This window comes from Sphingopyxis sp. Geo25 (genome assembly GCF_949769135.1).
Lineage (GTDB): Bacteria > Pseudomonadota > Alphaproteobacteria > Sphingomonadales > Sphingomonadaceae > Sphingopyxis.
In genome coordinates, this window is the sequence record NZ_CATKOZ010000001.1 from 73,932 (window position 1) to 99,778 (window position 25,847).

Annotated in this window: 28 protein-coding genes; 15 read left to right on the forward strand and 13 right to left on the reverse strand. The window is 66.8% G+C overall.

Annotation, left to right across the window (positions count from 1 at the left end):
- Positions 1 to 3: 3 nt before the first annotated feature.
- Genes fumC through QOL68_RS00350 form a run of 3 tightly spaced genes read right to left on the reverse strand, consistent with a single transcriptional unit; the run spans position 4 to position 2,196 of the window.
- Complete coding sequence (gene fumC, locus QOL68_RS00340; protein ID WP_282945902.1) at positions 4 to 1,401, reverse strand: class II fumarate hydratase; 1,398 nt, start codon at positions 1,399 to 1,401, stop codon at positions 4 to 6.
- Positions 1,398 to 1,712 (reverse strand): hypothetical protein, encoded by a 315-nt coding sequence (locus QOL68_RS00345; RefSeq protein WP_282945905.1) that lies wholly within the window; start codon positions 1,710 to 1,712, stop codon positions 1,398 to 1,400. The genes fumC and QOL68_RS00345 overlap by 4 nt, the downstream gene beginning before the upstream one ends.
- Position 1,713: 1 nt before the next feature.
- The gene (locus QOL68_RS00350; RefSeq protein WP_204992356.1) at positions 1,714 to 2,196 is read right to left on the reverse strand and encodes an SspB family protein; all 483 of its coding nucleotides are present in this window, start codon (positions 2,194 to 2,196) and stop codon (positions 1,714 to 1,716) included.
- A gap of 95 nt (positions 2,197 to 2,291) precedes the next feature.
- On the opposite strand from QOL68_RS00350, the gene hisB reads away from it, so the two are divergent.
- The 5 genes from hisB (at position 2,292) to QOL68_RS00375 (ending at position 6,249) form a co-directional block, all read left to right on the forward strand.
- Entirely contained in the window at positions 2,292 to 2,879 is a 588-nt protein-coding gene (gene hisB, locus QOL68_RS00355; protein WP_282945908.1) for an imidazoleglycerol-phosphate dehydratase HisB, read from the forward strand.
- A 9-nt stretch (positions 2,880 to 2,888) separates the two neighbouring features.
- Positions 2,889 to 3,497 carry an imidazole glycerol phosphate synthase subunit HisH gene (gene hisH / locus QOL68_RS00360; RefSeq protein WP_282945910.1) on the forward strand — a complete coding sequence of 203 codons (609 nt, stop codon included), beginning with the start codon at positions 2,889 to 2,891 and terminating at the stop codon, positions 3,495 to 3,497.
- On the forward strand, positions 3,485 to 4,231 hold the full coding sequence (gene hisA, locus QOL68_RS00365; protein ID WP_502957363.1) for a 1-(5-phosphoribosyl)-5-[(5-phosphoribosylamino)methylideneamino]imidazole-4-carboxamide isomerase: 747 nt from the start codon (positions 3,485 to 3,487) through the stop codon (positions 4,229 to 4,231). Before hisH ends, hisA begins: the two co-directional genes overlap by 13 nt.
- Before the next feature lie 115 nt (positions 4,232 to 4,346).
- Complete coding sequence (hisF, locus tag QOL68_RS00370) at positions 4,347 to 5,111, forward strand: imidazole glycerol phosphate synthase subunit HisF (RefSeq protein ID WP_282945912.1); 765 nt, start codon at positions 4,347 to 4,349, stop codon at positions 5,109 to 5,111.
- A 52-nt stretch (positions 5,112 to 5,163) separates the two neighbouring features.
- Complete coding sequence (locus tag QOL68_RS00375; RefSeq protein ID WP_283404267.1) at positions 5,164 to 6,249, forward strand: calcium:cation antiporter; 1,086 nt, start codon at positions 5,164 to 5,166, stop codon at positions 6,247 to 6,249.
- 451 nt (positions 6,250 to 6,700) lie between these two features.
- Here the strand turns inward: QOL68_RS00375 and QOL68_RS00380 are convergent, their stop codons facing one another.
- On the reverse strand, positions 6,701 to 7,837 hold the full coding sequence (locus QOL68_RS00380; protein WP_282945916.1) for a beta-ketoacyl-ACP synthase III: 1,137 nt from the start codon (positions 7,835 to 7,837) through the stop codon (positions 6,701 to 6,703).
- A 192-nt stretch (positions 7,838 to 8,029) separates the two neighbouring features.
- Between QOL68_RS00380 and QOL68_RS00385 the strand changes: the two genes are divergently transcribed.
- Complete coding sequence (locus QOL68_RS00385) at positions 8,030 to 8,581, forward strand: hypothetical protein (protein ID WP_058456261.1); 552 nt, start codon at positions 8,030 to 8,032, stop codon at positions 8,579 to 8,581.
- Positions 8,582 to 8,589: 8 nt separating this feature from the next.
- Here QOL68_RS00385 and rsmA read toward each other — a convergent pair whose 3' ends face one another.
- From rsmA to QOL68_RS00410, 5 genes are all read right to left on the reverse strand, one after another.
- Positions 8,590 to 9,402 (reverse strand): 16S rRNA (adenine(1518)-N(6)/adenine(1519)-N(6))-dimethyltransferase RsmA, encoded by an 813-nt coding sequence (rsmA, locus tag QOL68_RS00390; protein ID WP_502957382.1) that lies wholly within the window; start codon positions 9,400 to 9,402, stop codon positions 8,590 to 8,592.
- A gap of 20 nt (positions 9,403 to 9,422) precedes the next feature.
- Positions 9,423 to 10,442, reverse strand: a complete 1,020-nt coding sequence (pdxA, locus tag QOL68_RS00395) for a 4-hydroxythreonine-4-phosphate dehydrogenase PdxA (protein ID WP_282945921.1) — start codon at positions 10,440 to 10,442, stop codon at positions 9,423 to 9,425.
- Positions 10,442 to 11,782 carry a peptidylprolyl isomerase gene (locus QOL68_RS00400; RefSeq protein ID WP_282945923.1) on the reverse strand — a complete coding sequence of 447 codons (1,341 nt, stop codon included), beginning with the start codon at positions 11,780 to 11,782 and terminating at the stop codon, positions 10,442 to 10,444. Before QOL68_RS00400 ends, pdxA begins: the two co-directional genes overlap by 1 nt.
- Positions 11,783 to 11,942: 160 nt before the next feature.
- Positions 11,943 to 12,710, reverse strand: a complete 768-nt coding sequence (locus QOL68_RS00405) for a sulfite exporter TauE/SafE family protein (RefSeq protein ID WP_282945924.1) — start codon at positions 12,708 to 12,710, stop codon at positions 11,943 to 11,945.
- Between the two features lie 113 nt (positions 12,711 to 12,823).
- Entirely contained in the window at positions 12,824 to 13,759 is a 936-nt protein-coding gene (locus tag QOL68_RS00410) for a LysR family transcriptional regulator (RefSeq protein ID WP_282945926.1), read from the reverse strand.
- An 83-nt stretch (positions 13,760 to 13,842) separates the two neighbouring features.
- Between QOL68_RS00410 and QOL68_RS00415 the strand changes: the two genes are divergently transcribed.
- On the forward strand, positions 13,843 to 14,178 hold the full coding sequence (locus QOL68_RS00415) for a hypothetical protein (protein WP_058456266.1): 336 nt from the start codon (positions 13,843 to 13,845) through the stop codon (positions 14,176 to 14,178).
- A 107-nt stretch (positions 14,179 to 14,285) separates the two neighbouring features.
- Here QOL68_RS00415 and trmB read toward each other — a convergent pair whose 3' ends face one another.
- Genes trmB through lnt form a run of 3 tightly spaced genes read right to left on the reverse strand, consistent with a single transcriptional unit; the run spans position 14,286 to position 17,994 of the window.
- Positions 14,286 to 15,020, reverse strand: coding sequence for a tRNA (guanine(46)-N(7))-methyltransferase TrmB (gene trmB / locus QOL68_RS00420; protein ID WP_204992367.1), 735 nt, complete (start codon positions 15,018 to 15,020; stop codon positions 14,286 to 14,288).
- 41 nt (positions 15,021 to 15,061) lie between these two features.
- Positions 15,062 to 16,288, reverse strand: coding sequence for a methionine adenosyltransferase (gene metK / locus QOL68_RS00425; protein WP_204992368.1), 1,227 nt, complete (start codon positions 16,286 to 16,288; stop codon positions 15,062 to 15,064).
- A 50-nt stretch (positions 16,289 to 16,338) separates the two neighbouring features.
- Complete coding sequence (gene lnt / locus QOL68_RS00430) at positions 16,339 to 17,994, reverse strand: apolipoprotein N-acyltransferase (RefSeq protein ID WP_282945932.1); 1,656 nt, start codon at positions 17,992 to 17,994, stop codon at positions 16,339 to 16,341.
- Positions 17,995 to 18,362: 368 nt separating this feature from the next.
- Here lnt and QOL68_RS00435 point away from each other — a divergent pair, with 368 nt between their 5' ends.
- From QOL68_RS00435 to gp17, 8 genes are all read left to right on the forward strand, one after another.
- The gene (locus QOL68_RS00435) at positions 18,363 to 18,848 is read left to right on the forward strand and encodes a hypothetical protein (RefSeq protein WP_282945933.1); all 486 of its coding nucleotides are present in this window, start codon (positions 18,363 to 18,365) and stop codon (positions 18,846 to 18,848) included.
- A 23-nt stretch (positions 18,849 to 18,871) separates the two neighbouring features.
- Complete coding sequence (locus QOL68_RS00440; RefSeq protein WP_282948238.1) at positions 18,872 to 20,155, forward strand: DNA-packaging protein; 1,284 nt, start codon at positions 18,872 to 18,874, stop codon at positions 20,153 to 20,155.
- A 509-nt stretch (positions 20,156 to 20,664) separates the two neighbouring features.
- The gene (locus QOL68_RS00445) at positions 20,665 to 21,771 is read left to right on the forward strand and encodes a phage portal protein (protein ID WP_282945935.1); all 1,107 of its coding nucleotides are present in this window, start codon (positions 20,665 to 20,667) and stop codon (positions 21,769 to 21,771) included.
- 163 nt (positions 21,772 to 21,934) lie between these two features.
- The gene (locus tag QOL68_RS00450; protein WP_282945938.1) at positions 21,935 to 22,243 is read left to right on the forward strand and encodes a DUF6127 family protein; all 309 of its coding nucleotides are present in this window, start codon (positions 21,935 to 21,937) and stop codon (positions 22,241 to 22,243) included.
- The gene (locus QOL68_RS00455; protein WP_282945940.1) at positions 22,240 to 22,629 is read left to right on the forward strand and encodes an HK97 family phage prohead protease; all 390 of its coding nucleotides are present in this window, start codon (positions 22,240 to 22,242) and stop codon (positions 22,627 to 22,629) included. Before QOL68_RS00450 ends, QOL68_RS00455 begins: the two co-directional genes overlap by 4 nt.
- Before the next feature lie 5 nt (positions 22,630 to 22,634).
- The gene (locus tag QOL68_RS00460) at positions 22,635 to 23,774 is read left to right on the forward strand and encodes a phage major capsid protein (RefSeq protein ID WP_282945942.1); all 1,140 of its coding nucleotides are present in this window, start codon (positions 22,635 to 22,637) and stop codon (positions 23,772 to 23,774) included.
- Positions 23,775 to 24,025: 251 nt separating this feature from the next.
- Positions 24,026 to 24,541, forward strand: coding sequence for a head-tail connector protein (locus QOL68_RS00465; protein WP_282945944.1), 516 nt, complete (start codon positions 24,026 to 24,028; stop codon positions 24,539 to 24,541).
- Positions 24,538 to 24,930 (forward strand): tail completion protein gp17, encoded by a 393-nt coding sequence (gene gp17 / locus QOL68_RS00470; RefSeq protein ID WP_282945946.1) that lies wholly within the window; start codon positions 24,538 to 24,540, stop codon positions 24,928 to 24,930. The genes QOL68_RS00465 and gp17 overlap by 4 nt, the downstream gene beginning before the upstream one ends.
- A gap of 41 nt (positions 24,931 to 24,971) precedes the next feature.
- Here gp17 and QOL68_RS00475 read toward each other — a convergent pair whose 3' ends face one another.
- Positions 24,972 to 25,772, reverse strand: a complete 801-nt coding sequence (locus tag QOL68_RS00475) for a TonB family protein (RefSeq protein WP_283404285.1) — start codon at positions 25,770 to 25,772, stop codon at positions 24,972 to 24,974.
- Positions 25,773 to 25,847: the final 75 nt, after the last annotated feature.

Consider the following 25,847-nt stretch of genomic DNA (forward strand, 5'->3'; position numbering starts at 1 on the left):
TGCTCAGGGTTCCGGCCCCAACATCGTGCGCGGATCGACGACGCGGTCGAAGGTCGCGCCATCGACATAGCCCAGATCGAGCGCTGCGTCGCGCAATGTCGATCCGGTCTCATGCGCGTGCTTGGCGATCTTCGCGGCCTTGTCATAGCCGATTTCGGGGGCGAGCGCCGTCACCAGCATCAGCGAGCGGTTCATCAACTCGTCGATGCGCGCGCGATTGGGCTCGATCCCGACGACGCAATGTTCGGTGAAGCCCGCCATGCCGATGGCGAGCAGTTCGATCGAGCGCAGCACGTTCGATCCGATCAGCGGCTTGAAGACGTTGAGTTCGAGATGCCCCTGGAGCCCCCCGACGGTGACCGACTGATGGTTGCCGATCACCTGCGCCGCGACCATCGTCAGCATCTCGCACTGCGTCGGGTTGACCTTGCCCGGCATGATCGAACTGCCGGGTTCGTTCGCGGGCAGGTCGAGCTCGCCGAAACCCGCGCGCGGCCCGGAGCCGAGCAGCCGGATGTCGTTGGCGATCTTGGTCAGCGCGACCGCAAGCGCGTTGAGCGCGCCCGAGAAGAAGACGAGGCCGTCGTTCGACGCCAGCGCCTCGAACTTGTTGGGCGCGGGTTCGAACGCGATGCCGGTGCTGCGGCCGAGTTCGTCGGCCATCGCCTTGTCGAAGCCCGCGGGCGCGTTGAGGCCGGTACCGACCGCGGTGCCGCCCTGCGCGAGCTTGCAGACATTGTGCGCCAGCGCGCCTTCGATCCGCGCCCGCGCGGCGACAAGCTGCGCGACATAGCCCGAAAATTCCTGCCCCAGGGTCAGCGGGGTCGCGTCCTGCAAATGGGTGCGGCCGATTTTGACGATATCGTGCCAGTCGGCGGCCTTGGCGGCGAGCGCGTCGGTGAGTTCGGCGAGTGCGGGGAGCAGGCGGACGGTCGTTTCGACCGCGACCGCGACGTGCAGCGCGGTGGGGAAGCTGTCGTTCGACGACTGCCCCATGTTGACATGGTCGTTCGGATGCACCGGCGCCTTGCCGCCGCGGGTGCCCGCGAGCTTTTCGTTGGCGATCCCCGCGATCACCTCGTTCGCGTTCATGTTCGACTGGGTGCCGCTGCCCGTCTGCCAGATGGCGAGCGGGAACTGGTCGTCATATTCGCCCGCGACGACGGCGTCGGCGACGGCGGCGATCGCGTCGGCGAGCGCTGCGTCGAGGCCGTGGTTCCGGTTCACCCGCGCTGCCGCACCCTTGATCCGCGCCAGCGCGTGGACGATCGGCAGCGGCATGCGCTCGTGCGGCGGGAAAGCGAAATTGTGCCGGCTGCGTTCGGTCTGCGCCCCCCAATAGGCGGCGGCCGGCACCTCGATCTCGCCGATGCTGTCGCTCTCGATCCGAGTCTCGTTCATCGCAGCATCATCCTTGTCACCAAAATCGCGCCGACCCAGATCATCGCGACGAGGCCGAGCAATTGCCAATAGCCGGTCTCGCCGACGCGGCGGCGCAGCCATGCGGCTGCGAGCCAGATCAGCACGAACGCGGGGGTCAGGACGAGCAAGCTGAAGCGGAGCAGGCCGTCGGCGATCTGGCTTCGCGCATAGCCCCCCTCAAACAAGGCGTAGCCCTCGACCCCCCACCAGAAGGCGGCGGTCAGAACAACCATGCCCGCGAGGGCCCAATATTGCCAGAAGCGGCTGGGAGGCCAGGCGGGGCCCGGCACCTTATCTCTTCTTGCCGAAGTCCACGGTCACGACGTTCGAGCCATCCTCGCTCGACACCTCGGGGCGGTCGTTGTCGGCCTCGTCATGCGGCTCGGGCGCTTCGATCTCGTCGTCGCTGACCTGGAACTGCAGCCCGAAATCGACCGACGGATCGACGAAGGCGGTGATCGCCGCATAGGGGATGACCAGGGTCGACGGTGTCTGGTTGAACGACAGGCCGACGCTGAAACGATCCTCCTCGACCGTCAGAGCCCAGAAGCGGTTCTGGAGCACAATCGTCATTTCGTCGGGGAATTTCGCCACCAGATGCGCGGGGATGTCGACTCCCGGCGCCTGCGTCTTGAAGGTGATATAGAAATGATGTTCGCCGGGCAGGCTGTCGTGCCCCTCGATCTGGCTCAGCACGCGGCCGACCACGGCGCGCAGCGCATCCTGCACGATTTCGTCATAGGGAATCAGGCTGTCGCGGACGTCGTCACTCATGCGCGGGGGATGAACGCCGCGCCGGCGCCGGTCAAGAGGCCTCAAGGGGGGAGAATCGCCTTGCAACGCGAAACAGACGCTCTAAGGCGTGCGCCATGCGAACCGCCACTGTCCAGCGCACGACCAAGGAAACGGATATCGCGATCACCGTCAACCTCGACGGAACCGGCGATTATTCGGTGTCCACCGGCATCGGTTTCCTCGATCATATGGTCGAGCAATTGTCGCGCCACTCGCTGATCGACATTTCCATGACCGTGAAGGGCGACCTCCACATCGACCAGCACCACACGGTCGAGGACAGCGCACTCGCGCTCGGCGAAGCGGTGGCCAAGGCGCTCGGCGACAAGCGCGGCATCGCCCGCTATGGCGAGGCGCACGCGCCGATGGACGAGACGCTGACGCGATGCGTCATCGACATCTCGGGCCGGCCCTATTGCGTCTACAAGTCGGGCTTCTCGCAACCGCGGCTCGGCGAGATGGATACCGAGCTGTTCCCGCACTGGTTCGCGAGCTTCGCGCAGACCGCGGGGATCACGCTTCACCTCGAGACGCTCTATGGCGAGAACAACCACCATATCGCCGAGAGCAGCTACAAGGCGCTCGCGCGGGCGTTGCGGCAGGCGGTCGAGATCGACCCGCGCAAGGGCGATTCGATTCCGTCGACCAAGGGTGTGCTCTAGGAGCCGTCCATGAGCGCCATTGCCCTGATCGACTATGGCGCGGGCAATCTTCGCTCGGTGCATAACGCGCTCGTCGCGGCGGGCGCGGAGGGCGTCGCCGTCACGGCCGACCCCGATATTGTCGCCAAGGCCGATCGCATCGTGCTGCCCGGTGTCGGCGCATTCGCCGCCTGCATGAACGGGCTGTCGGCGATCGACGGCCTGGTCGCGGCGATGGAGCGGCGCGTGCGCGGCGAAGGCGCGCCCTTCCTCGGCATCTGTGTGGGCATGCAGTTGCTCGCCGATGCGGGCGAGGAGCATGGACGACATGCGGGGCTCGGCTGGATCGGCGGGACGGTGCGCGCGTTCGACCCGCAGCCGGGCCTGCGTATCCCGCACATGGGCTGGAACGATGTCGTTCCCACGTGGGCGCATCCGGTGATCGCGGCGGGCGAAGCCTATTATCTGCACGGCTATCATTTCGCCGATGCCGCCCATGTTGCGGCGACGAGCAGCCATGGCGGGCCGTTCACGGCGGCGGTGGCGAAGGACAATATCGTCGGCGTCCAATATCACCCCGAAAAGAGCCAGGCCTATGGTCTCGCGACGCTTGAAAGGTTCTTGAAGTGGTGTCCGTAGATTCTGGCCTGACCATCTTTCCCGCGATCGACCTCAAGGGCGGGCAGGTGGTGCGGCTCGCCGAGGGCGATATGGCGCGCGCGACCGTCTATGGCGACGATCCGGCGGCGCAGGCGCGGCTGTTCGCCGATGCGGGTGCAAGCCACCTGCATGTCGTCGACCTTGATGGCGCCTTTGCCGGCGCAAGCGTCAATGGCGGCGCGGTCGAGAGCATCATCGCCGCCTTTCCGGGCAAGGTGCAGGTCGGCGGCGGCATCCGCGACCGCGCGGGGGTCGACCGCTGGCTCGCGCTCGGCGTCGAGCGGGTGATCATCGGCACCGCAGCGCTCAAGGATCCCGAGTTTGTCAGATCGGCCGCGCGCGACCTGCCCAGCCGGATCGTCGTCGGGGTCGATGCGCGTGATGGCATGGTCGCGACCGAGGGCTGGGCCGATGTGTCCGACGTCCGCGTCGAGGATCTTGCGCGCCGCTTCGAGGATGCGGGTGTCGCCGCCCTGCTCTTCACCGACGTCGGCCGCGACGGGTTGCTCAAGGGCTGCAATGTCGAGGCGACGGTTGCGCTCGCGCAGGTGGTCGATATCCCGGTGATCGCGAGCGGCGGGGTCGCCGATATCCACGACATCCACGCGCTGCGCCCGCATGTCGCCGACGGAATCGAAGGCGTGATCACCGGCCGCGCGCTCTACGACGGCCGCCTCGACCTCGCCGAGGCGATTGCGGCGGGGGCGGCATGACCCGCCGTCCCAATCGCGTTCGCATCGAGCGCAGTCGAGATGCCCATCGGTATGGCGCGGCCCTGACGGGTGTCTCGACTTCGCTCGACACTAACGGGGTTGAGAGATTAGCGGCATGACCGTCCGCGTCCGCGTCATCCCCTGCCTCGACGTCGCCGACGGGCGCGTGGTGAAGGGCGTGAATTTCGTCGACCTGCGCGATGCAGGCGACCCGGTCGAGGCGGCGCGCGCCTATGACGCCGCGGGCGCCGACGAGCTTTGCTTTCTCGACATTTCGGCCAGCCATCAGGGGCGCGGGACGTTGCTCGACATGGTCAGCCGCACCGCCGAGGTCTGCTTCATGCCGCTGACCGTCGGCGGCGGGGTACGCAGCGCCGAGGATGCGCGCGCTCTGCTGCTCGCGGGCGCCGACAAGGTCGCGGTGAACAGCGCCGCGGTCGCGCGGCCCGAACTGGTCGCCGACATCGCCGACCGCTTCGGCAGCCAGTGCGCGGTCGGCAGTATCGACGCGCGGCGGGTCGACGAAGGGCGATGGGAGATTTTCTCCCACGGCGGGCGCAAGCCTACCGGCGTCGATGCGCTCGACCATGCCGTCCGGCTGGCCGAACTGGGCGCGGGCGAGCTGCTGGTCACCAGCATGGACCGCGACGGGACGAAGGACGGCTATGATCTGGCGCTCACCCGCGCGATCGCCGATGCGGTCAGCGTGCCGGTGATCGCCTCGGGGGGCGTCGGCACCCTCGACCATCTGGTCGCGGGGGTGATCGAGGGCGGCGCGAGCGCGGTGCTCGCCGCCAGCATCTTCCACTTCGGCGAAGCGACGATCGCCGAGGCCCATGCGCGGCTCGCCGCCGCCGGATTGCCGGTCCGCGCGCATTAAATCCCGGGCCGGGGTGGTCACGGCTGGAGGGGGCTGCAATAAAAGTCCCATGATGTCCAAGCTCCGCCTCGCCGACCGCGCCAACGATATCGTTCCGATCCTCGGCTTTGTTGCCGCGCTCGCGAGCTTCGCGATGCCGCTCAATCCCTGGCTCGTCGGCGCGATCCTGGCGGGTGCCGTCGTCGCCGCGGTCCATCATGCCGAGGTCATTGCGCACCGCGTCGGCGAGCCCTTCGGTACGCTGATCCTCGCGCTCGCGGTGACGGTGATCGAGGTCGGGCTGATCCTGACGCTGATGCAGGCCGAACCCGAAAAGGCGCAGACGCTGGCGCGCGATACGGTGTTCGCAGCGGTGATGGTGATCCTGAACCTGCTGATGGGCCTCTGCCTCTTGAGCGGCGCGATCCGCCATCACGAGCAGCGCTTCCAGCGCACCGGCATCGGCGCTGCGCTCGCGACCTTGACGGTGCTCACCGTCGTGACGCTGGTCCTCCCCAATTTCACGTCGAGCGTGCCGGGCCCCTTCTATTCGGCGACGCAGCTCGGCTTCGTCGCGGCGGTTTCGCTGATCCTCTATGCGACCTTCGCGCTGGTGCAGACGGTGCGCCACCGCGACTATTTCCTTCCCGACGGCGATGCCGACGGCGACGGAGAGCCCGACGCGCACGCTGCGCCGCCGAGCGTCCAGCGCACCGCCATTTCGGGCGCGGCGCTCCTCGCCAGCCTGTTCGCGGTGGTGCTTCTCGCCAAGGCCCTGTCGCCGGTGATCGGCGCGCTGCTCGCCGACTGGGGTGCGCCGCCCGCGGTGCTCGGCGTGTTGATCGCGGCGCTGATCCTCGCGCCGGAGGGACTGGCCGCGGTGCGCGCGGCGAAGGCGGATCGCCTGCAAACCAGCCTCAACCTCGCGCTGGGGTCGGCGCTGGCGACGATCGGGCTGACCATCCCGGCGGTCGCGATCCTGTCGATCTTCACCGGCCTGCCGATCAGCCTCGGCCTCGATGCCAAGTCGACCGTGCTGCTGTTCCTGTCGCTGATCGTCGCGTCGCAGACGCTGGCGAACGGACGCACCACCGTGTTGCAGGGTGCGATCCACCTGATGCTGTTCGCGGTTTACCTGTTCACGACCTTCGTGCCGTAGACGTCTACTATTTTTGGGGGATGGTCACGGCAGGCGGCACTTGTAGTTGCTCAAAGCAACCGCCGCTCTGGATCACGGTCGACACCGACGAAAGTGTTGATTGCGTGTAGCCACTTAAGTTGGATCCGGAGCCTGTGAACAAACTTAGACGAGTAAGCCGAGGAATCTCTCGGTGTGAGACGAGCACCGAGTTTCCGTCTCCCTTCCAAAACGAAACAGGCCGGTATCTGCAATCATCAATCTCGCATTCTTGAAGAGTCTGTTCGGTAAGATTGACTATGAAATATGCGTTCTCATCAACGTTTTGCGTCTTGCAGGATTTCCCGTTCAGGCAACTGCTCTGGATTTTTGCGCTACAGACATATGACGCCGCATTTACCGGGATAGGAACAAGTAAGATTGCTATGGCGCATTTAGTAAGTGCAGCTTTCTGTATCATTTGACCCCCCCCTTACGTCTTCCGAACGAACACTGTGCCTGCCGAATAGCCCGCCCCGAACGAGCAGATCAGCCCCGTGTCGCCCGCGGCCATATCCTCATGGTTCAGGTGAAAGGCGATGATCGACCCCGCGCTCGACGTGTTGCCATAGGTGTCGAGCACCGTCGGGCTCTCGTCCTCGCTCGCCTCGTGCCCCAGCACGCGCTGCGCGATCAGGCGGTTCATATTGGTATTTGCCTGGTGCAACCACAGCCGCCGCATGTCGCCGCCCTCCAGCCCGAGCACTTCCATCTGTTCGACGATCATGTTCGCGACCATCGGCACGACTTCCTTGAAGACCTTGCGGCCTTCCTGGACGAACAGCTTGTCGCTCTTTGGTCCCGACTGGTCGATCCCGCCATGGCCCCGGTTCAAAAAGCCGAAATTGTTGCGGATATTGTTGCTGAACTGGGTTTTCAGCTTGGTGCCGAGGATGTACCAATGGCCCTCGGGAGCCATCGACTTATCCTCGACGAGGATTGCGGTCGCGACGTCGCCGAAGATGAAGTGGCTGTCGCGGTCGCGCCAGTTAAGGTGCCCCGAACAGATTTCGGGGTTCACGACGAGGACGCTCTTCGCATGGCCGGCGCGGATATAGTCGGCGGCGGTCTGGATGCCGAAGGTGGCCGACGAGCAGGCGACATTCATGTCGAAGCCGAAGCCGTCGATGCCGAGCGCATCCTGGATCTCGACCGCCATCGCCGGATACGGCCGCTGCATGTTCGACGCCGCGCAGAGCACGGCGTCAACGTCGCCCGCGTCGCGACCGGCGCGGGCGAGCGCGTCCTTGGCCGCAGCGACGCCGATTTCGGCGAGGATCGATATCTCGTCGTTGCTGCGCTCGGCGATGCGCGGCGCCATGTGGTGCGGGTCGAGAATGCCGGCCTTGTCGACGACGTAGCGGGATCCGATGCCGCTCGCCTTTTCGATGAATTCGACACTCGATTCAGCGAGTTCGATGACATCGCCTGCCGCGATCGCTGCCGCATTTTCCCTATTGTGCAGCGCAACATACTGGTTAAAACTGGCGACAAGTTCTTCGTTGGAGATCGCTTCGGCGGGGGTGAAGAGGCCGGTCGACGAAATGACCGGTTGCGGTGTGTGCGACATGGTGCGTCCTGCGTGTCCTGTTCTTGGCTCGGCACGCTGATTAGGCCCGGTCGCGCGGCCGCGCAACGCCCCTCGCGATGCTGAACGATCGCCGACTTCATGGTTAACCTGCCACTAACCCTTTTCGTGGCAGATTGTCGGATGCAGGCCTCCGGGGGGATGGCTCCCCGGGCGCCGTGCGGGAGCATGACCATGGCGACGCGTTCAGGACCGGCCGCAGGCGACCTGTCCATATCCGAGATCAAGGAATTCGCGGGCTTTCCTGCCGCGACGCAGCGGTACATCCGCCGCTCGCTCGATATCGGGCTCGAACGCGAAGACGCGATCGCCCGTTGGTCGCGCGACATGGTCGAGGAAACCGCGATCCGCGTGCAGGCGAAAGTCTATCAGCGGATCGGCGATATCCGTGCGCATATCCCCGACGACAGCGGGCTCGATGCGCTCGAAGGCTTCATGGCGCCGCTCGTCGCGGTGTCGGCGTTCGACCTGGGGCAGGACCGGTTGCCCGGTTTCGCCTCCTATCGCTTCCTGTACGAGCGGCTGCTCGGCGCGCACGCGCGGCCGTGGCTGCCCGGCGCCTTCTGCGCCGCAGCCTCGTTGCCGCATCTTCACCCCGACAAGCGCAAGACCCTGCTCCAGTCGATCAGCGAAGCCGCCGCGACCGCGCCGGGCTGGTCGGCGCGCGAACCGAGCTTCTATCCCGAATGGGTCGACAAGATCGACGAGACCAAGCCGGCGAACTGAGCGGAAGGTCAGCGACCCAATAGTCGGGCCAACGCAACCCATTCGGCGACGCTGACCGTTTCTGCGCGCCGCGTCGGATCGATGCCGAGCGCGTCCAGTGCTTCGATCGCGCCCGCGACGCCCTTCAGGCTCTGCCGCAGCATCTTGCGGCGCTGGCCGAACCCCTTTTCGGTGAGTTTCGACAGGATCCGCGGATCGACGCCTTCGGGCTCGTCGGCCGGGGTCACATGGACGATCGCCGACATCACCTTGGGCGGCGGTGTGAAGGCCGAACGGTGGACCTTCATCGCGATCCGGGCGTGCGAGCGCCACTGCGCGAGGACCGCGAGGCGGCCATAGGCATCGGTGCCGACCGGTGCGACGATGCGCTCGGCGACCTCGAGCTGGAACATCAAGGTCAGCGACAGCCATTGCGGCGGCCAGGCCGCGGGCTCGAGCCAGCGCGTGAACAGCGCGGTCCCGACATTATAGGGCAGGTTCGCGACGATATGATAGGGTCCGCCCGCAAGCGCGTCGGCATCGATCGCCATCGCATCGCCCGGCACCACCGTCAGCCGCCCGCCGAACGCGTCGGACAGTTCGGCGAGCAGCGGCAGGCAACGGTCGTCGCGCTCGACCGCGATCACCTTCGCGCCCGCGCGAAGCAGCGCGCGCGTCAGCCCGCCGGGGCCCGGTCCAACCTCGAACACCGTCGCGCCGCCCAAATCGCCCGGCAGCGCTGCGATCCGGTCGAGCAATTGCTCGTCGAACAGGAAATTCTGGCCCAGCGCCTTGCTGGCCGACAGCCCGTGCGCGCGCACCGTCTCGCGCAAGGGGGGCAGGGGGACGCGCGGCTGGACGCTCACTTCGCGGGCGCGCAGCTGCGCTCGCGCGCGGCCGCCATGCGCGCCGCCATCGCGATCGCCGCGATCGTCGGCCCGGCATCGGCCCTCCCCGTTCCCGCGATATTGAACGCCGTCCCATGGTCGGGCGAGGTGCGGATGATCGGCAGGCCCAAGGTCAGATTGACGCCGTCGTGGAAATGCAGCGCCTTGAACGGCGCGAGCGCCTGGTCGTGATAGCCGCAGAGGATCGCATCATAGCGATCGCGGATGCCGGGCGCGAACAGCGCGTCGGCCGCGAGCGGCCCGTCGACGGCAATCCCCTCCTCGGCAAGCTGCGCGACGGCAGGCGCCATGATCCGCACTTCCTCGTCGCCGAGTTGGCCGTTTTCGCCCGCATGCGGATTGAGGCCCGCAATTGCCAGCTTCGGCGCCGCGATCCCGAAATCGCGCGTCAGTCCGCGCGCGACGATGCGCGCCTTGGCGACGATCAACTCGCTCGTCAGCCGTTCGGGCACCTGCGCCAGCGGGATGTGGACGGTCAGCGGTACGACGCGCAGACCCGGTCCCGCGAGCATCATCACCGCGTTGGTCGCGGTGACGCCGCAGCGTTCGGCGATGAATTCGGTCTGCCCGGGGTGCGTGTAGCCGATGCCATGCAGCGCATGTTTCGACACCGATCCGGTGACGAGCGCGGCCGCCGCCTGGTTGCGGGTCAGTCCGATCCCCGTTTCGAGCGCGTGGAGCGCCAGCGCCGCGCCGGCGGGCGTCGGCGAGCCGGGGGTCAGCGGGCCGCTGTCTTCGAGATGCCAGACCGGCAGCGCCGTCTCGAACGCGGCGGCGACTTCGTCCATATCGCCCACGCGCGCGACCGGACCATCCCAGACCGCTTCGATCGCGGCGGCGTCGCCGATAACGACGAAGGGAGGCAGATCGTGCGTGCGTCGCGCCGCCCAAGCGCCGGCCGCGACTTCGGGGCCGACGCCCGCCGGGTCACCGATGGTGACCGCGATCGGGCGCCGCTGACAGGAATCGCTCATCAGCTATATTCGATCACGGCATCCCGGCGCAGGTCGCGCAGATAGCGCTGCGCGCGCTTGTTGACCTTTTCCTCCAGCAGGCGATTCTCGATCTCCTGCAGGTCGGGCGCGGTCGCGGTCTGCGGCATGTCGCGGCCGCACAGCACCAGCACGCTGATGCCTTCTTTCGCCGCGCCGAAGGGCTGCGTCGTCTGGCCGATCTGCATCGATGCGAGCGTCGCCTGCAGTGGCGGCGGCAGTGCGCGCATCTGGATATTGTCGCGCGACACGACATGCGCGCCGAGCGCGGCCGCGACACTGTCGGCGCCGCCGCAACCGGCGATCGCGCGCGTCGCCTCGGCGAATTTGCCGGCCAGTTCGGTGGCCTGTGCCTCGGTCGTGCCGGCAGGGAAGTCGAGCGAGACCTGCTTCAGGCTGAGCACCGCATCGCGCGGATCGGCGGTCAGCACCTGGCGCCGGTCGATCATCACCATGATCGAGATGCCGCCGGGCACCTCGACCGGGCCGACGAGCTGGCCGGGCGCCATCTGCGCGGCGGCTTCGGCCATCGTCGGCGGAAGCTGCGCGGCCTTGACCCAGCCGAGGTCGCCGCCGACGACCGCGGTCGAGGCTTCCGAGAACTGGCGGGCATAGGCCTGGAAGCTGCCGCCGGCCTGCAGCGCCTGAATGATCTTCTGGGCATTCTCGGCCACGGCGGCGGCGGTTTCGGGGGTCGCCGACAGATAGATTTCGCCGAGGTGGAACTCGTCGAGTCCCTTCGATTCATTCATCTGCTTGACGATCGCCTCGACCTCTTCGGTGGACACGTTGGTCGACGACTGGATGTTGCGCTGGAGCAGGCGGTCCCAGGCATATTCGCCGCGAATCTGCTGCTTCACCGCGCCCGCCGACGAGCCCTTCGAGGTCAGATATTTCGAGAACTGCTCGGGCGACTGCTTGAAGCGCGCCGCAAGCCGCGTGAACTGGTCGTCGACCAGCTTTTCGTCGATCTCGATCTTCGCCGCCTTGGCTTCCTGGATCTGCAATTTCTCGTCGATCAGGTTGCTGAACACCTGCTGGCGCAGCCGCTGTTCTTCCTCGGGCGGAAGGTTGACATTGTTGTTCGCGATACGGATCAGCGCCATCCGCTGCTCGATATCGGTCGCGGTGATGATCTCGCCGTTCACGGTCGCGGAGGGGCGATAGACGTTCGGCTTGGCATCGCCGTAAAGCTGGACATTGCCGGGGATGTTGAGGCTGGTCGTAGGGACTTCATTGTCCGGGACGGTCTGTGCCGCCACCGGCGTCGCGATAACGGCGGCCGAGACGATCAGCCCGATCATGGTCGAAATTTTGGTCATCTTCACCCTATAACAGAGGTTCCGGCCCGCTCCGTATCAGCGGATGGGTCCGATGGTCCAGCGCAAACGCGCGCCAGCATGTCATAACTGACCTCTGCGTAAGGAAGGGACGCTGAACGCAGGCTGAGCGGGCCCTTGATGCTGGGGGGTGCGGCCGGTCCTATGTCAGCGCGCGATAGAGCCCGAAGGCGCTGGTCGCGGTCAGAACGACGCCGACCAGCGTCAGCATCAGCTTGACCGAAAAGCGCTTCGCCATGAAGGCGCCGAGCGGGGCGGCGAGCACGCCGCCGATGAGCAGGCCCAGCGTCGCGCCGGCGATCTGGGCGAAGCCCAGATGATAGATGAACGTCGCGGATACGGTGAGCGTCAGGAAGAATTCGACGCTGTTCACCGTGCCGACCACCTTGCGCGGTTCCGCCCCCTGGACGAGCAGGTTCGAGGTTACGACAGGGCCCCAGCCGCCGCCGCCCGCCGCGTCTAGAAAGCCCCCGATGAGGCCAAGGGGGGCGATCACCGTCGGCTTCTGCACCTTTGGCGGATAGAGGATGCCGCGCACCAGCAACCAGATCCCGATCGCGACGAGATAGGCGAGCACGAAGGGCTTTACCGCATCGGAGTGAAGCGAGGTCAGGACATAGGCGCCGATTACGCCGCCGATCACGCCGGGGATCAGCAGCCTCCAGAACAACGGCCATTCGATGTTGCGATGGATCAGGTGGCTGATCCCCGACACCGCGGTGGTGAACATTTCGACGACATGGATGCGCGCCGACGCCTGTGCGGGGGGCACGCCCATCACCGCCACGAGCAGCGTGTTGCAGATCACGCCGAACGCCATGCCCAGCGCGCCGTCCACAAGCTGCGCCGCGAAGCCGATCAGGATGAAGGGTAACAGCGAGGAGGGGGCCAGCACCGCCAGATCGAACATGACTTCATCCCAACTATATTAATTGACAACCGGCTGCCGCTTTTCGCGCGCATTTGCCAGCCCAATTTTTCTGCTGGCGGTGAAGGGATTTGTTTTCGCGGCCGGTGAAACCGTCAGGCCGACCGTCCCGAAAGATCCTCGGGCAGATATTCGCGGACATAGTCGATGAACGCCCGCAGCTTGGGCATCACCTGCTTGCGGCTCGGGTAGTAGAGGAACAGGCCCGACGTTGCGCCGGAAAATTCGGTGAGCACCAGTTCGACCTCGCCGGTTTCGACCATCGCCTTCGCGACCGGCTCGGCGGTCATGATCATCGCGATCCCGCTGCGCATCGCCACGGTCGCCGCGATCCAGTCGTTGACGATCACCGGGCCGGTCACCGCAACGTCGAATTCGCGATTCCCCTTTTCGAAGGTCCAGGGCATCAACGCGCCGGTCGCGAGCCGGAAGCGGACGCAGCGATGGTTGCGCAGATCCTCGGGCGTTTCGGGGCGGCCATATTTCTCGAAATAGGCGGGCGTCCCGGCGACGACGAAGCGGAACGGGCCGGTCAGGCGAACCGCGATCACATCGGCATCGAGCGATTCGCCCATCCGCACGCCCGCATCGAACCCGCCCGCGCTGAGGTCCGACAGCGCGTCGTCGGCATAGATCTCCAGTTCGATTTCGGGATAGGCTTCGCAAAAGCCGGCGATGATCGGCTCGAACAGCGGCTGCACCGCGCCGCGCATCAGATTGATCCGCAGCCGCCCTGCGGGGCGGTTGCCGAGGTTGCGCGCGGCCTCATAGGCGTCGGCGATCCCCGAATAAGCGGGCGCGGCGCGTTCGAGGAACATTTCGCCGGCCTGCGTCAGCCCCACGCTCCGCGTCGTGCGCATGAACAAGGGGGCGCCGATGCGCGCCTCCAAGGCTTTCACCGTCTGGCTGATCGCCGATGGAGAGACGCCGAGGTCGGCGGCGGCGGCGGAAAAGCTTCGTCTTTCCGCAACGCGAAGAAAGGCTTCGATCCCGTCGAGCGCCCCATGGGGGATTGTTAAATCCTGCTTCAAAGCACTTGCAGATTATAGAGGATTATCTATTTGCGCAACAGCACCTAAAAAGGTTGCACAACGAAACGAAAGGAACCTCTCCCATGACCAATCAGCTCTCCTCTTTCCGCCGCTTCCCCTCGGCCTTCGCGATCGTTGCGGCTTCGGCCCTCGCCTTCACCGGCCTGATCGCCTCGACCTCGCCTGCTTATGCCCAGAGCGGCAGCGACTATCGCTGTGCGGGCCTCGCCGACCAGGCGAACACCGCGGCCGACGGCGCCAGCGCCGCCCAGAAGGCAAGCGCGAAGCGCTTCGTCTCGACCGGCAAGAAGCTTTGCGAAGCCGGCAACGAACGTGCCGCCGCCAAGCAGTTCCGTGCGGCCCTGAAGGTCGCCGGCGTCGCCGAAGTCGAAGCCGACAGCCAGATGGCGGCGCGTTAACAGATAAGCCCAAGACACCAATCTCCGGTCCGTCCTCTCCCTCTCCCGACGGACCCCACTAACTGGGGCGGCACTCCTAACGAGGCCGCCCCATTTGTTTGTGCGGCCTACGCCTTGCGGCGATAGCGAAAATACCACACCTCGTGCCCCTGCGCGCGGGCCTTGGCTTCGTAGCGCGTTTCGGGCCAGCCGCCGGGGCGGACGAGAAAATCCTTCGCGTCCTTAGCCAGCCATTCGAACTGATGACGATGGCGGCGCATCACCATCAGCGCGTGCGCGAGATAGACCGGGTGATCGGTGCCGAAGCGGAATTCGCCGCCGGGCTTCAGCTTCGCGGCGATCAGGTCGACCGGGCCGTCGTTCATCATCCGCCGCTTCGCGTGACGCGCCTTCGGCCAGGGGTCGGGGTGGAGCAGATAGGCGAAGCTCAGCGCCCCGTCGGGAATCCGGCGCAGCACCTCGAGCGCGTCGCCATGATGGATGCGGACATTGCCGAGCGGCGGACGGGCGCCCCCTTTCCCCGCAAGATGGGGATCGCCCGATATGTGAACGAGCGCCTGCGCGACGCCGTTGACGAAGGGCTCGGCGCCGATGAAGCCATGATCGGGCAACATGTCGGCGCGCCCCGCCATATGCTCTCCGCCGCCGAAGCCGATCTCGAAATGCAGCGGTCGGTCGTGACCGAACAGGATATCCGCGGTCACCGGCCCCTCGGTCGGCACCGCGATCTGCGGGAGCAGATTGTCGACCAGATCCTGCTGGCCCGCGCGCAAGGGGCGGCCCTGCGCACGGCCATAGAGGCGGTTGAGGGTGGTCGGATCGCCAGGTTTGTGCGCTGTCATGCCGCGCGCCCTAGCCTTGGCTTGGGGCGCGGGCAAGGCCGTCAAGCGGCGAGCGCGGCCTTGAGCCTGTCGACCAGGTCGGTGCGCTCCCACGGAAAGGCATCGCCGGTAGCCTGGCGGCCGAAATGGCCATAGGCCGCCGTCTGCTTGTAGATCGGCCTGTTGAGGCCGAGGTGGGTGCGAATGCCCTTGGGCGTCAGGCGGACGAGCTGCGGGATCGCGGCTTCGAGCGCCGCCTCGGTCACGCCTTCGGCGGCGGTGCCGTGCAGGTCGACATAGATCGACAGCGGTTCGGCGACGCCGATCGCGTAGCTCAATTGGATGGTGCAGCGGCGGGCTAGCCCTGCGGCAACGATATTCTTGGCGAGGTAGCGCGTGATATACGCCGCCGAACGATCGACCTTGGTCGGGTCCTTGCCGCTGAATGCGCCGCCGCCGTGCGGGCTGGCGCCGCCGTAGGTGTCGACGATGATCTTGCGGCCGGTGAGCCCCGCGTCGCCGTCGGGTCCGCCGATTTCGAAGCGGCCCGTGGGATTGATGTGATAGACGGTGTTCGCGGTCAGCAGCTCGGCGGGCATGACGTCGGCGATGACGCCGAGCACATACTTGCGCAGCTCCAGATATTTCGCCTCGTCGCCCTCGCCGCCATGGAAATAATAGCCCGGTGCGTGCTGGGTCGACACGACGATCGCGGTCGCCTCGACCGGACGCTCATTGGCGTAGCGGAGCGTAACCTGGCTCTTCGCATCGGGTTCGAGGAAGGGCGCAATGCCCGCCTTGCGGTCGGCGGCCATGCGCTCGAGGATCTTGTGGCTGTAATCGAGCGTCGCGGGCATCAGGTCGGGGGTCTCGTCGCTGGCATAGCCGAACATGATGCCCTGATCGCCGGCGCCTTCGTCCTTGTCGGCGCCCTCATCGACGCCCTGCGCGATGTGAGCCGACTGGGCGTGCAGATTATTCTCGAAGCGGAACTCGTTCCAGTGGAAGCCCGACTGTTCGTAGCCGATCTCTTTCACGGTCTGGCGCACCGTCGTCTCGATCTCGTCGAGCGCGCCCGGCGCCCATTCGCCATTCTCGAACACACCTTTGCAGCGGATTTCGCCCGCGAGCACGACGAGCTGCGTCGTGGTCAGCGTTTCACATGCGACGCGCGCTTCCGGATCTTTCGACAGGAACAGGTCGACGATCGAATCGCTGATCTGGTCGGCGACCTTGTCGGGATGGCCTTCGGACACGCTTTCGGACGTGAAGAGGAAACTGTTGCGCATGGGAGCCTTCTTGGAACGAATATAAAGGAAGCTTTATGTCGGGGGCGCTGTTAGCGCCCGCGCCGGCGAAAGGCAATGGCAGCCGCGAGCAACAGCAGCGCGAAGGCGACGGGCAGCGCGTTGCCGTACCGCGCGAACAAGGTCGGGGCGTGCGCCTTCGGAACGACGGTGTCGATACGCCCCGACTGGTGCATCGGAACCGAATCGAGGATGCGGCCGTCGGCGTCGATCACCGCGCTGATCCCGGTCGGGGTCGCGCGGATGACGGGCAGCCCCTCCTCGATCGCGCGCAGCCGCGCCTGCGCCAGATGCTGCGGCGGCCCCCAGCTGCCGAACCAGGCGTCGTTCGACGGGTTGAAGATGAAATCGGGGCGATGCGCGCGGTCGACGACCTGGCCCGAGAAGATGATCTCATAGCAGATTTGCAACCCCGCCTTGCCGAAGCGGCCGAGGTTGAGCGTATGCGGGCCGGGGCCGGGCCAGAAATCGATGTCGCCGGGCGCAAGCCGCGACAGGCCGATCGCCGACAGCACCGGCCGCATCGGCAGATATTCGCCGTAGGGGACGAGGTGCGCCTTGTCGTAGCGCGGGCCGAGCGTGCCGTCGGCATGGACGGTCATCACCGCATTACGCGCTCCGATCGCGTCCCCGGCCCTGTCGAGTTCGAGTTTGAGCGCGCCGAGCAGCATCACGTCGTCGGGGTTCATCAGCGCCGTCAACCGCGCGCGCGCGGCGGCGGGCGAGCGGTCGTAATAGACGAGTGGGTAGCCGGTCTCCAGATAGTCGGGCACCGCCGCCTCGGGCCACAGGATCAGGCGCGGTTCCGCGGATTTCGGCGTGGTCAGCCGCGCGAGTTTTTCGAAATTGAGGTCGGCCTTGCTGCCTTCCCATTTGTCCTGCTGGCCGACGTTCGGCTGGACGACGGTGATGGGAATTGCCTTATTGGTTTCGGGGGCGCCTCGCGAACCAGCGGAGTTTACCATCAGGGCAAGTCCAGCGGCGCCCCAGCCAAGCCATAACGGGCCAAGCAGTCTAATAGACCTCCACCGCGGCCCTTGGCACATCAGCAACAGCCCACCTGCCGCGAGGCATATCAGTGCGCTGAGGCCATAAGTCCCGATAAACATCGCGGGCGCGGCATAAGGCGCTGCGACTGCTCCGAGCGGATTCCACGCAAACCCTGTGAACACCCAGCTGCGCAGCCATTCGGTCAGTGTCCACAGTGCAGCGAAGGCGAGAGTGAAGGAGAGCGTCGCCCCCGCGCAGGCGGGGGCCGCCGTCGGCTTTGCACCGCGCCCCGGTTCTTTGCTTCCCGCGGTCCCCGCCTGCGCGGCGACGACGTATCTTTGCACAGCCCACGCCCCCCATGCGGCGAGGGCCGGATAGACGGCGAGATAGAGCGACAGCAGGACCACCGCGATCCAGCCGAGCCAGGCGGGCATCGCCGCCTGATAGGTGAAGGCGGTGGCGATCCAGTTCAGGCCGATCGTGAAGTGCCCGACCCCGAACGCCCAGCCGATCCCCAGCGCGCCCGATCCTTTCGCGCTGCGTGCGACCAGCGCCATCAGGCTCGCCAGCGCGAGCAAGGTCAGCGGCCACAGGTGGAGCGGGGCGAAGCCGGTGGCGGATAGCGCACCGGCGAGGAGGGCCAGCGCCTTGGGTCGGCGGTCGGCGAAAGCGGCGATGCGGGAGGAGAGCGCGGTCACGCGCGCTGCTTTAGCGGCGCGCCGCGTGGCCCACAATGGCGCATGAGGGCGTCGGCGACGGGAAGGGGGGGGCACCGGGGTGGTGGAAGGGCACAGGGGACCATAGGCCACGCCAGACTGCACGTACCCCTCCACCATGCTTCGCATGGTCCCCCTCCCCGTGCCGGGGAGGATCGGCAACCTTCGCTCTCCAACCCAAGCCGGCCGTCGGACGATTCGATATCCATATTTTACCATATAGGTTATTTTTTATTGACATCGTCACGCTGTTATGGCACAACTATCACATCATGAAGAATTGCGATTCGGGCCGGCGCCCTTCCGATGCGGGAGGGTGATCCGGCCCGGATGCTTTGGGGAGAATGGCGATGGGGCAGGCGGGTACGACCACGGACGATACCGGCAATCCCCGTCCCGACCGCCGGCAGAAGGAGATTTTCCTCGATGCGCTGGCCGAATCCTCGAATGTCGCGGCCTCGGCGCGGGCGGCGGGGGTTTCGGCGAATGCGATGTACCGCGAGCGGCGGCGCAACACCGGCTTTGCGGCGCGCTGGCACGAGGCGCTGTGCGAGGGGTTCGCCCGGCTCGAGGCCGAATTGCTGTCGGAGGCGCTGATCGCGCCGACGGGGAATGTGAAGGAAGCGACGCTGAAATCGCGGGCACAGAAATATCGCCTCGGGCTCTCGCTGCTCGCGGCGCATCGCGCGGCGGTGCGCGGCGCGAAGCTCCCGCCGGCCGGGGCTGCGCCCAAAGGGAATGCGAAGGCCCGACTGCTCGCGAAACTGACCGCGATGCGGGCGCAGGTCGCCGCGGAGGAAGGCGGCGCCGGCGAAAAAGAGGATGGCGCGTCTTGAAAGGCCTCGACGAGGTGCTGCGGATGTCCGATGCCGATTTCGCGGCGTGGGGACACCGGCTTGGCGGCGACAAGGCGGCAAGCCTGCTCACCGACTGGAGCTGGTGGCGGCGCGCCGACCAATGCCCGCCCGCAGGCGACTGGCACGTCTGGATGCTGCTGGCGGGGCGCGGTTTCGGCAAGACGCGGACGGGGGCCGAGTGGGTGCGGGACTATGCCGAAGCGCATCCGGGGGCACGGATCGCGCTGGTCGCGGCCTCGCTGCACGAGGCGCGGCAGGTGATGGTCGAGGGGGAGAGCGGCGTGCTGGCGATCGCGCCCGACGCGGCGCGCCCAGAGTATGAGAGCAGCCTGAGGCGGCTGAGCTGGGCGAACGGAACGGTCGCGACCCTCTATTCGGCGGCCGAGCCCGACAGCCTTCGCGGACCCGAGCATAGCGCCGCCTGGTGCGACGAAATCGCCAAATGGCCGCAGGGCGAGGCGGCGTGGGACAATCTGATGCTGACGATGCGGATCGGCGGCGACCCGCGCGTTGTCGCGACGACCACCCCGCGCGGCGTGCCGCTGGTGCGGCGATTGATGACCGAGAAGGGGGTTGTGACGACGAGCGGGAACACCCGGACCAATCGCCACAATCTGGCGCCGCAATGGCTGACGACGATGGACAGGATCTATGGCGGGACGCGGCTGGGGCGGCAGGAACTGGAGGGCGAGCTGCTCGACGATGTCGAGGGCGCGCTGTGGACGCGGGCGCTGGTCGAGCGGTGCCGGGTCGAGGCCGATAGCATCGGCAAGCCGGTGCGGGTGATCATCGGCGTCGATCCGCCGGCGACGGCGAAGGGCGATGCGTGCGGGATCGTCGTTGCGGCGTTGCTCCGCGACGGGCGGCTAGCGGTCGTGGAGGATGCGAGCGTCGAGACGCCGCTGCCGGGGGTGTGGGCGCAGGCGGTCGCCGCGGCCGCGGCGCGCTGGGGTGCCGACCGGGTCGTCGCCGAGAGTAATATGGGCGGCGACATGGTCGAGGCGACGCTGCGCCAGGCCGACTGCGCGCTGCCCGTGGTGCCGGTGCATGCGAGCGTCGGCAAGGCGCGAAGGGCGGAGCCGGTCGCGATCGCCTATGAGCGCGGCGATGTGGTGCATGCGGGGGTGTTCGCGAGCCTGGAGGACCAGCTTTGCGGGTTGCAGATCGGCGGCGGCTATGCGGGGCCGGGGCGGTCGCCCGATCGGGCGGATGCGTGCGTATGGGCGCTGGCGGCTTTGCTGGAGGGGCGGCGGAGGGGGCTGGTGCCGGGGGTGCGAGTGGTTTGAAAGGCGGATTTGCAACTAGAAGGTCGAATCCCTCGAAATCAAATTATCCCCACTGGATAATTTTCTTGCCGGCGGAGGTCGGCCTGTGCGAAAGATTCGCACGGCGAAACTCGCGAGAGTGGTAGCCGTCCTACCCGTTCTGCTCCGCCTAGAAGTCGAACGAATACTGGTTAGGCCAACGCCGGGTATGAGCAGTCACGTGCTCGACCTGGCCAAGGCGCCAGCGCTTATATGCCCGTACGAATACGCGCTTCATAAGCTGTCTCCTTTTTGAAGTGGGATTGAGCCCACACTCCGGAAGGCCTCGTGCCTCCGCGCCGTTCAGAGGCAAGGTTCCGGTCAAAAAGGTTTGTAGGACGACTACCGATAATCTGGATAAGCGAGCAGGAACAAATAGCCAATCATGAACATTGGCCATTTCCATCCATCGGTCTCGCGCCATGGGGATAAGTGGGAATAATTCCCCTCATCAGTTTCGCACATTTTAAGCACAAGGTCGGAGGATCATCATGAACTGGTTTGGCCGCAAGGCCGCGCAGCATCCTGCGCGGCCTGCTTTGTCGCGGGCGTATGGGAGCTGGGGTGCGCCTGCGCCGCTCACTTGGGAAGCGCAGGTTCGCGAGGGCTACTTGTCCAATGCCATCGTGCAGCGGGCGGTACGGCTCGTGGCCGAGGCGGCGGGATCGGCGCCTTTGGTGGCGAGCGATCCGGGGTTGGCGGCGCTCGTTTCCGCGACGTCGGGCGGGCAGGGGCTGGTCGAGACTTTGGCGTCGCAGCTGCTGCTGCACGGCAATGGCTATGTGCAGATCCTGACCGATGGCGCGGGCGCGCCGGCGGAGCTGTTTGCGCTGCGGCCCGAGCGGGTGACGGTCGAGGCCGATGCGCGGGGGTGGCCGGTGGCCTATCGCTACAAGGCGGGTGGGTCGGCCGCGGTGCTGCCCGCCGAGGATGGCGCGGGGCGCGTCGCGGTGGTGCATGTGAAGGCGCTGCATCCGCTCGACGATCATTATGGCGCCGGGTGTCTGGGTGCGGCCTCGGGCGCGATCGCGGCGCATAATGCCGCGGCGCGGTGGAACGCGGCGCTGCTCGAGAATGCGGCGCGGCCTTCGGGGGCGCTGGTCCATGATCCGGGCGACAAGGGCATGCCTTTGTCGGCGGAGCAAGTGGATCGGCTGCGCGAGGAGCTGGCCGAGAGCTTCGCGGGCGGCGCGAATGCGGGGCGGCCGTTGCTGCTCGAAGGTGGGCTGAAGTGGCAAGCCTTGTCGCTGTCGCCCGCCGAGATGGATTTTCTGGCGCTGAAAGATTCGAGCGCGCGCGAGATTGCGATGGCGTTCGGGGTGCCGCCGATGCTGCTCGGGCTGCCGGGCGATGCAACCTATGCCAATTACCGCGAGGCCAATCGCGCGCTGTGGCGGCTGACGGTGTTGCCGCTCTGCGCGAAGATTCTGGGGGCGGTGGCGCAGGGGCTTTCGGGGTGGTTCGAGGGCGCGGAGCTGCGCGTCGATCTGGATAAGGTGCCGGCGCTGGCCGAGGACCGGATGGCGCTGTGGCGCGAGGTGTCGGCGGCGGACTGGCTGAGCGCGGACGAGAAGAAGGAGCTGTTAGGGCTCGGGTAGCCTTTTTGTCAATTCTCACACGAAGACACAAAGAGGGCAGTTCGCCCGAGCGACCTGGTGTGGTTCCGTGAAGCGGCTTTACCCGATCTTGAAAGGCCGCCTGACGGCGGCGGATCGGGCCTCCTCTTTGTGTCTTTGTGCGAGCCAATTTTAGGACATCGACATGGACGAAGATGAAGCGCTGGCGCGGTTGATCGCGCTGGCGGGAACGAGTGCGCCCGACGCGGCGCTGTTGCGCGCGGTGGTCGAGGAGGCGAGCGAGCTGGGGGCGCGGCGGGCGCTGGCGCGGCTGGGGCTCGCCGATGCGGCGGCGCGCGACGATGTGATCGATTTGCGCCAGCTGCTCGGCGCGTGGCGCGATGCGAAGAAGAGCGCGTGGGCGGCGGTGGTCGACTGGGCGGTGCGCGGGGTTCTGGCGCTCTTCGTCGTCGGGCTGGCGGTGAAGCTGGGGTTGCCGGGGCTGCTGAAGTGACGGTGCGCTTTGCGGGCTATGCATCGGTGTTCGACCGCGTCGATCGCGGGGGCGATGTGGTGCGCAGCGGGGCTTTTGCCGCGACGCTGAAGGAAGGGCGCGCGGTGCCCTTGCTGTGGCAGCACCGAGCGGGGGCCGTCGTCGGTGCGATCGAGACATTGGCGGAGGATGCACGCGGGCTGCGCGTGGTGGCGCGGGTGACGCATCCGGCGGCGGCGAAGCTGGTCGCGCGCGGCGCGCTGACGGGGCTGAGCTTTGGCTATCGGGTGCGCGCGGCGCGTGGGGACAATCCGCGCGAGTTGGTGGCGCTCGATCTGGCGGAGGTGAGCCTGGTGGCGGCGCCGATGCAGCCGCTCGCGCGGGTGATTCAGGTGGTGAAGGAGTGACAAGCATGGACGATATGGAAGTGAAGGCGGATGCGCTCGATGGGGCGTTCGATGCGGTGCTGGCGGCCGAAGCGGTCGACGAGCTGAAGGCTTCGGTCGCGGCCTTGAAGGCGCAGGTCGATGCGCAGGCCGTGGCCGCGTCGCGGTTGCCGCTCGACGGGGCGAAGGCGGCCGATCCGGCGCGCGATGCCTTTGTCGAGCGATACCTGCGGCGTGGGATCGACGCGGGGGTCGAAATGAAGAGCCTGTCCGGGGCGTCGGGCGGCGAGGGTGGTTTTGCGGTGCCGCGCGAGATCGACGGTAGCATCGCCGCGACCTTGAAGACTTTGTCGCCGATCCGCAGCATTGCGACGGTCGTGCAAACGGGGACGAGCGGGTATCGCAAGCTGGTCGCGACGGGGTCGATGGGGACGGGCTGGGTCGGCGAGACCGCGGCGCGGCCCGAAACCGCGACGCGCAGCTTTGCCGAGATCGTGCCGCCGACGGGTGAACTCTATGCCAATCCGGCGGCGAGCCAGGCGATGCTCGACGATGCGATGTTCAACGTCGAGGACTGGCTGGCCGAGCAGTTGGGGCGCGAGTTCGCGATCGCCGAGGGCAGTGCGTTCGTGAACGGCAACGGGACGAACCGGCCGAAGGGGTTCCTCACTTATACCGCGACGAACGAGACCGACAGCATCCGCGCCTTCGGGTCGCTGCAATATCTCGCGACGGGCAATGCGGGCGCCTTTCCGGCGTCGAACCCGCAGGACAAGCTGGTCGAGCTGGTCCATTCGCTGAAGGCGCCGTACCGGCAGGGGGCGTGCTGGGTGATGAATTCGGATACGCTGAGCCGCATCCGCAAGTTCAAGACCGCCGACGGCGCCTTCATCTGGCAACCGGGGATGGTCGAGGGGCAGGCGGCGACCCTGCTCGGCTATCCGGTGGTCGAGGCCGAAGACATGCCCGATGTCGCCGCGAACAGCCTGTCGATCGCCTTCGGCAATTTCCGCGCCGGCTACCTCGTCGCCGACCGCGGTGAGACGCGCATCCTGCGCGATCCGTTCAGCAACAAGCCATTCGTGCATTTCTATGCAACCAAAAGGGTGGGCGGTGCGATCATCGATTCGCAGGCCATCAAACTGATGAAGTTCGCCGCCAGCTAAGCAGCGCTGGTGCGCGAAGGGCGCCCGGCCCTGGCTCCCTTCCCTTTCGGGATCGGGCCGGGCGCCAACTTTCGGGCCGAGATTGGGCGCAGGACGGGCTGCAAATCCCCCTCTTCTGCGCTTCCGCTGCTCACGTGCAGAAGCACGCTGCGCTACGGTTTTCGAAGAGCGGGATTTTCGCCTCGCCCTGCGCCAAATCTCGACCCGAAAGTCCGACCCCAAACCCTTTATAGCGGAAGGACGGCGGTGCCATGCCGGTGACGATGGATGAGGCGCGTGCCTGGCTTCGGCTGGGCGCGGCGGATGAGGATGCGCTGGTCGAGCGGCTGATCGGCGCGGTGACGAATATGTGCGAGGCGTTCACGGGCCAGTGGCTTCTGGCGCGGGACGAGGCCGAGGTGCTGACTGTGCGGCGGCAGACGGCGCGGCTCGCGGCGCGGCCGGTGGTGGCGGTCGATATGGTGGCGCGGATCGATACGGGCGGCGACGAGGTCGTGCTCGATCCCGCCGACTATCGGGTCGACATCGCCGACGGGCTGGCAGCGGTGATGGTGGCGGGCGCGACCGATGGAACGCGGTTGCGCGTCGCCTATCGCGCCGGGATGGCGGAGGCTGCCGCGGATGTCCCCGCCGCGATCCGGCATGGCATACTGCGCATGGTGCAGCATCTGTACGAAGCGCGCGACGATGCGAAGGCCGATCCGCCCGCGGCGGTTGCGGCGCTGTGGCAGCCGTGGCGGCGCATCGCGCTGGGCGCTGGCCGATGACGGGCGCCGAACAGGCCGTGCGCGGCCGGGCGCTGATGCTGCTGAAGGCCGACGCCGCGCTCGCCGCGTTGGTGCACGGCGTGTTCGACGGCGTCCCGGCGCGGGCGAGTGCGCCCTATGTCTCGGTCGGCGCGGCCGAGGGCAGCGACTGGGGAACCAAGGACCGGGCGGGGCGCGAGGTGCGGTTGAGCGTGGTGCTGCACGGCCGGGGCGCGGGGCTCGACGATGCCGCGGCGGGGCGGATCGACGCGGCGGTGGGCGGGCTGCGCGGTGCCGCCGAGGGTTGGGAGATCGTCGCCGCGCGGGTCGTGCGGACGCGGTTCGCCTTCGCGCGCGAGGGTGGGTGGCGGCACGAATTGGTGGTGCGGTGCCGGTGCCTGGCGGATTAGGGGGCGGCGATCGAAGGCGGCCCTTCCGGGGCGGGCCGGCTCTATCGCGGGGTGCGCCACCTTATCTTGTTGACATAGAAGGCGGGCACGGCGACTCCGGCGGCATTCCTGGCGGGTCGAAAAGCGGCGCGGGCGAACAACAGGTCGCAGGTTCGCTTGTCAAGGCTGGCGAATCCCGAGCTGACGAGAATCCGGCATCCCGTTACGGCGCCATCGGCGTCGATACCGAGCAGGAAGGTTGTCGTGCCCTCATTCTTGCGGGCAAGATCGAGCGGGGGATAATCGTCGTTGGTGGCCCAGCGCGCGGCATTGTTTGCGGGTTCCGGCCGCCCAGACAGCGAACGGATCTGCTGCGGATCGAAGCCCCAGCTTGCCACGAGATCGTCCTCGCACGCTTCGAGAGCCTTGATGGCGTCGGCAGCGTTCGGCAGATCGAACGCCACCTTGAGGTTTTTTGTGCCCGTCACGCTGATGCGGTGGTCTTTCCTGAGCGCCGCGATGATGAGGCCATCGGGATCGTTCCAGGCAACCGCGTGTCCGCTGTCGTCGGCGACCATATAGGGATTGGTCTTGAAATGGTACGTTGAAGCCGACGGCTCTAAGGCAATCGTGATCGTCGTGGCAGAGGAATAGGAAGGCATATCCGGGCCATATAAGGTCCAGTCATATCCGGTGAAGCTCCAGCTACGCTTCACTTCCAGACGATCGTCCCGATCGGCCGTTCCCATGTGGCGGATCAGTCGGCAGCTGCCGACACCATAATCCACCTCCCAACGGGGGCCGGCTTCAGGATCGGCCGCCGCGGCAGGGGCTGGCAGGCGGCCGCCGGAGCACATGGTCATCAGCGTCACGGCGATCAGACGTCGGGGGAGCCGACTCGTTGCGATTTTCATGGATAATATCGTCCATAGGGAGGC

Excerpts from the sequence above, each read along its gene's own strand:
- fumC (WP_282945902.1), bottom strand. The coding sequence starts at position 1,401 with ATGAACGAGACTCGGATCGAGAGCGACAGCATCGGCGAGATCGAGGTG.
- QOL68_RS00350 (WP_204992356.1), bottom strand. The coding sequence starts at position 2,196 with ATGAGTGACGACGTCCGCGACAGCCTGATTCCCTATGACGAAATCGTG.
- hisB (WP_282945908.1), top strand. The coding sequence starts at position 2,292 with ATGCGAACCGCCACTGTCCAGCGCACGACCAAGGAAACGGATATCGCG.
- hisH (WP_282945910.1), top strand. The coding sequence starts at position 2,889 with ATGAGCGCCATTGCCCTGATCGACTATGGCGCGGGCAATCTTCGCTCG.
- hisF (WP_282945912.1), top strand. The coding sequence starts at position 4,347 with ATGACCGTCCGCGTCCGCGTCATCCCCTGCCTCGACGTCGCCGACGGG.
- QOL68_RS00375 (WP_283404267.1), top strand. The coding sequence starts at position 5,164 with ATGTCCAAGCTCCGCCTCGCCGACCGCGCCAACGATATCGTTCCGATC.
- QOL68_RS00380 (WP_282945916.1), bottom strand. The coding sequence starts at position 7,837 with ATGTCGCACACACCGCAACCGGTCATTTCGTCGACCGGCCTCTTCACC.
- QOL68_RS00385 (WP_058456261.1), top strand. The coding sequence starts at position 8,030 with ATGGCGACGCGTTCAGGACCGGCCGCAGGCGACCTGTCCATATCCGAG.
- pdxA (WP_282945921.1), bottom strand. The coding sequence starts at position 10,442 with ATGAGCGATTCCTGTCAGCGGCGCCCGATCGCGGTCACCATCGGTGAC.
- QOL68_RS00400 (WP_282945923.1), bottom strand. The coding sequence starts at position 11,782 with ATGACCAAAATTTCGACCATGATCGGGCTGATCGTCTCGGCCGCCGTT.
- QOL68_RS00405 (WP_282945924.1), bottom strand. The coding sequence starts at position 12,710 with ATGTTCGATCTGGCGGTGCTGGCCCCCTCCTCGCTGTTACCCTTCATC.
- QOL68_RS00415 (WP_058456266.1), top strand. The coding sequence starts at position 13,843 with ATGACCAATCAGCTCTCCTCTTTCCGCCGCTTCCCCTCGGCCTTCGCG.
- trmB (WP_204992367.1), bottom strand. The coding sequence starts at position 15,020 with ATGACAGCGCACAAACCTGGCGATCCGACCACCCTCAACCGCCTCTAT.
- metK (WP_204992368.1), bottom strand. The coding sequence starts at position 16,288 with ATGCGCAACAGTTTCCTCTTCACGTCCGAAAGCGTGTCCGAAGGCCAT.
- QOL68_RS00435 (WP_282945933.1), top strand. The coding sequence starts at position 18,363 with ATGGGGCAGGCGGGTACGACCACGGACGATACCGGCAATCCCCGTCCC.
- QOL68_RS00440 (WP_282948238.1), top strand. The coding sequence starts at position 18,872 with ATGTCCGATGCCGATTTCGCGGCGTGGGGACACCGGCTTGGCGGCGAC.
- QOL68_RS00445 (WP_282945935.1), top strand. The coding sequence starts at position 20,665 with ATGAACTGGTTTGGCCGCAAGGCCGCGCAGCATCCTGCGCGGCCTGCT.
- QOL68_RS00450 (WP_282945938.1), top strand. The coding sequence starts at position 21,935 with ATGGACGAAGATGAAGCGCTGGCGCGGTTGATCGCGCTGGCGGGAACG.
- QOL68_RS00460 (WP_282945942.1), top strand. The coding sequence starts at position 22,635 with ATGGACGATATGGAAGTGAAGGCGGATGCGCTCGATGGGGCGTTCGAT.
- QOL68_RS00465 (WP_282945944.1), top strand. The coding sequence starts at position 24,026 with ATGCCGGTGACGATGGATGAGGCGCGTGCCTGGCTTCGGCTGGGCGCG.
- gp17 (WP_282945946.1), top strand. The coding sequence starts at position 24,538 with ATGACGGGCGCCGAACAGGCCGTGCGCGGCCGGGCGCTGATGCTGCTG.
- QOL68_RS00475 (WP_283404285.1), bottom strand. The coding sequence starts at position 25,772 with ATGACCATGTGCTCCGGCGGCCGCCTGCCAGCCCCTGCCGCGGCGGCC.